Below are 3,249 nucleotides of genomic sequence, written 5' to 3' on the forward strand. Positions count from 1 at the left end.
GTCTGTGCGGCTGCCCAACGGTTGGGCCATGGCGCCATCCAGTCCATCCGCATCGGCAAGGCCATCGAGATCCGGTTGGAAGCTCCTGACGCGGCAACCGCCCGGCAACAACTGGAGTCCCTCAGCGCCAACTTGCTGGCCAATCCCGTGATGGAAACCTGGAGCCTGGAGCTCCACCACCAGGACGCCTGAGATGCAAGTTGGTGTAGTGGTGTTCCCCGGCGCCAATTGTGACCGGGACGTGGGCTGGGCCGTGGCGGGTTGTCTGGGCTGGCGCGTCACCTTCCTGTGGCACCAGGACGCCACGTTTCCCAAGCTGGATGCCCTGGTCCTGCCCGGCGGCTTCAGTTACGGGGATTACCTGCGCTGCGGGGCCATTGCCAGTTCCGCACCGCTGTTGAGGGCCGTGGCGGACTTTGCGGCCATGGGGGGGGCGGTGCTGGGCATCTGCAACGGCTTCCAGGTGTTGACCGAAGCAGGATTACTGCCTGGGGGGCTGATCCGCAACAGGGGCCTTCAGTTCATTTGCCGGGATCAGGGATTACAGGTTGCCAGCAGCCGCTGCCCCTGGCTGCGCCACTTTGCCCCAGGGGAGTCCCTCACCTTGCCCATTGCCCATGGGGAGGGGTGCTACCACATCGACCCTCCCGGCCTGCGCCAACTGGAAGACAACGATCAAGTTGCCCTGCGCTACCTGGACAATCCCAATGGGTCTGTTGGCCAGATTGCCGGCGTGAGCAACAAGGCGGGCAATGTTTTGGGGCTGATGCCCCATCCGGAGCGGGCCTGTGACCAGGCCACCGGTGGCACGGACGGACAGGCGCTGTTCCGGGGTTTGGTAGACTGGACGGGTCTCAGTTGACGGCGGCGAAGTACTCCTTGGACTTGACCGGGTCAGGGTTCATGGTGGGATCACCGGGTGTCCAGTCAGCGGGGCACACTTCGTCCGGATGGCTGCGGATGTACTGGAAAGCCTGGAGTACTCGCAAGGTTTCGTCCACGTTGCGGCCCACCGGCAGGTTGTTGACCGTGGCGTGCATGATCACTCCATCCGGATCAATGATGAACAGCCCCCGCACGGCCACACCGGCTTCTTCATCCAAAACATTGTAGTCCTTGGCAATGGTCTTGTTCAAATCAGAGACCAGGGGATAGGCAATATCCCCAAGGCCGCCGGCTTCCCGATCCGTTTGCAACCAAGCCAGGTGCGAATACTCACTATCGACAGAAACACCCAGAACTTCCGTGTCCTTGCTGCTGAACTCCTCGTAACGATCACTGAATGCCGTGATCTCCGTGGGACAAACAAAGGTGAAGTCCAGTGGATAAAAGAAGAGAACCACATACTTGCCGCGGTATTGAGACAGCTTGACCTCCTGAAACTCCTGGTCAAACACGGCTGTTGCCGTAAAGTCTGGGGCTTGCTGGCCAACACGGATGGTCATGGTGGGTATGCGGGTCAAGGTGGCCTGAGCACAGCACGCTGACGCTGGCCTGCTCAGTGGCCCTTACTCTAGCAACATGTGGGTCCGGGCGGTGGCTACACTGGCCAGGACGTCAACACGGACTGCCTGCACATGGGATGGGACCCCAACATCATGCGCAAATTTGCCGCCACCAGCCACCAGCGCTTGATTCATCAGCTTCGTGGCGAGCTACGCAAGGGCAACTTGGCACCACAGCTTCCCACAACTGCTCCGGAATCTGATAGAGGCGCCTCGGCAACGCCACAGGGGAACGCTGCAAGCCAAGAGCAAAGCCAGGAGAAACGACCCCAATCTTTCCGTCAACGCCTCAATGCCGTTGACATGCGCTGAGATGGGCTGACCTGACCACAGGCATCTGCACGTCAATGCGGGTGGGGGCACTGCCCGGCGGAAATCAGGCCTGGCCCCAGGGAAAGGCTAAGATCGGCCCAGCACACATTCCCCCATGAATTTGATTGAGCAGCTTGAGGCCTTGGCGAAAAAGCTGACGAACCCCGGCTGGCAGGCACCTCCAAATGAGGAGGCCACCAAAATGGCCCTGGTGGCGCCTTTCCTACGTGCCTTGGGCTACGACATTTTCAATCCTGCTGAAGTGATGCCGGAGTTTTCCGCTGATCTGCCCCTCGTCAAGGCTGGGGAGCGGGTTGACTACGCTATCTTGGAAAACGGCCAGCCCAAGATCCTGGTGGAGGTGAAAGCATATAAAACGAACCTGGACGCCGCTGAGCGTGGACAACTACAACGGTATTTTCATGCCACCAAGGCACGGATTGGTCTCTTGACCAATGGTCATGTTTTTCAGTTCTTCGCCGACCTGGACGAGGCCAACAAGATGGATGAGAAGCCTTTTACTGAAGTCAATCTGCTGGATCTACGCCATGCGACCCTGAGCCAATTAAAACATGTCACCAAGCCCAAGTTTAACTTGGATGAGCTGCTGGGCATCGCTGAGGAGTTAAAATACGTCAAAGGTGTCAAGGATGAGATTCGTCAAGAATTAACTGAGCCTAGCGATTGGCTGGTCAAGGAAATGGCCCAGCGGGTTCACTCTGCCAAGAGGATTAGCCCTCAAATCCTAGACAGCTTCCGTCCAATCGTTGCTGATGCTATACAATCTTATATTGCTGACTGCATCAATGAAACTTTGGATAAATCAATTAAAATAGTTGAAGTTAAAGAGCACGATCACAAATCAGATAAGAAGGATACCGCAGAAGCTGAAAATTCCAACGACGTTATTACAATACAGGAAGAAACAAAAGCTTTGTATGTAGTCAAAGCAATTTGCGCCAATCTTGTCGATACAAGCAGAGTTATAGAGAAAGATACGAAAAATTATTGCAATATCACCCTGGATGGTCAGGTTAGGAAATCATTCTTAAGACTGCGCTTTAATTCTCTTAGGAAGAAGAAAGTGATGATCTTTGACCAAGACCAGCCCGAAGCTGTCCCTGTGTCAACTCCATTTGATCTCTATCAATACGAAGAGCGCATTCGTAAGGCCCTGAAGCTCAAGCTGAAGCCGCCAGGGGACTCAGAGCAGAACTAGTGTAGGATCCCGGAGATAGCTTTACAAAGGCATTGGATCTTGGCCAGGATAGATTCGGCGGTAGCTACCCACATGAAGGGACGGGCTTGGGCATTGTAGTGTTCCACAAAGGAATTGATTTTGCGGGTGAGTTCTCCCACGTTACGGAAAGAACCGTGTCGAATGGCTTTCTGGGTAATGATGCCAAACCAGCGTTCCACTTGATTGATCCAG

General features: G+C 55.5%; 5 protein-coding genes and 1 pseudogene. 4 read left to right on the forward strand and 2 right to left on the reverse strand.

Going from position 1 to position 3,249, the window contains the following annotated elements; translation table 11 throughout:
• Together purS and purQ are read left to right on the forward strand one after the other, a co-directional pair.
• Nucleotides 1–192 (forward strand): phosphoribosylformylglycinamidine synthase subunit PurS (gene purS / locus FLM9_RS03450; RefSeq protein ID WP_074457277.1); only part of this gene is annotated, 192 nt, incomplete at its 5' end.
• A 1-nt stretch (nt 193) separates the two neighbouring features.
• A complete protein-coding gene (purQ, locus tag FLM9_RS03455) occupies nt 194–862 on the forward strand; it encodes a phosphoribosylformylglycinamidine synthase subunit PurQ (protein ID WP_074457278.1) in 669 nt (222 codons plus the stop codon).
• On the opposite strand, the gene FLM9_RS03460 is transcribed toward purQ, so the two are convergent.
• The gene (locus FLM9_RS03460; protein ID WP_074457279.1) at nt 855–1,445 is read right to left on the reverse strand and encodes a peroxiredoxin; all 591 of its coding nucleotides are present in this window, start codon (nt 1,443–1,445) and stop codon (nt 855–857) included. The genes purQ and FLM9_RS03460 overlap by 8 nt on opposite strands.
• Nucleotides 1,446–1,598: 153 nt before the next feature.
• On the opposite strand from FLM9_RS03460, the gene FLM9_RS03465 reads away from it, so the two are divergent.
• Together FLM9_RS03465 and FLM9_RS03470 are read left to right on the forward strand one after the other, a co-directional pair.
• Nucleotides 1,599–1,817 carry a hypothetical protein gene (locus tag FLM9_RS03465; RefSeq protein WP_218969731.1) on the forward strand — a complete coding sequence of 73 codons (219 nt, stop codon included), beginning with the start codon at nt 1,599–1,601 and terminating at the stop codon, nt 1,815–1,817.
• A gap of 115 nt (nt 1,818–1,932) precedes the next feature.
• On the forward strand, nt 1,933–3,036 hold the full coding sequence (locus FLM9_RS03470; protein WP_074457280.1) for a type I restriction endonuclease: 1,104 nt from the start codon (nt 1,933–1,935) through the stop codon (nt 3,034–3,036).
• Here the strand turns inward: FLM9_RS03470 and FLM9_RS08365 are convergent.
• Nucleotides 3,033–3,249, reverse strand: a pseudogene (locus FLM9_RS08365) (IS630 family transposase); the annotation flags it as partial. The gene FLM9_RS03470 and the pseudogene FLM9_RS08365 overlap by 4 nt on opposite strands.

The sequence above is a fragment of the Candidatus Synechococcus spongiarum genome, assembly GCF_900047545.1.
Lineage (GTDB): Bacteria > Cyanobacteriota > Cyanobacteriia > PCC-6307 > Cyanobiaceae > Synechococcus_B > Synechococcus_B spongiarum_C.